General features: G+C 28.2%; 1 pseudogene. It reads left to right on the forward strand.

Annotation, left to right across the window (positions count from 1 at the left end):
* Positions 1-97: 97 nt before the first annotated feature.
* Positions 98-252 (forward strand): annotated as a pseudogene (locus tag GNY06_RS15490) (IS982 family transposase); the annotation flags it as partial.

Genomic DNA, 252 nt, shown 5'->3' on the forward strand with positions numbered 1-252 from the left:
TATTCTATTAAACCCGTGGTTCATTTAGGATAAAAAAAAGGGAGCTGCTCATTATTAGCTAAATACCTAAATTTAATAGTCTAACAAACGATTAAATATGAACAGCTTTACCGCAAATTATGAAAAATATTAGAGATACTGATAACAATTGAAAGTAAAATGAATTTTTTAAATCAAATCCGCAAGCCCAAATTGTCAGATCTTGAGTTAATCTCCATAGACTTAACTTCAGAATTTATGAGTATTGATTCA

This window comes from Elizabethkingia argenteiflava (assembly GCF_009904105.1).
GTDB classification, from domain to species: domain Bacteria; phylum Bacteroidota; class Bacteroidia; order Flavobacteriales; family Weeksellaceae; genus Elizabethkingia; species Elizabethkingia argenteiflava.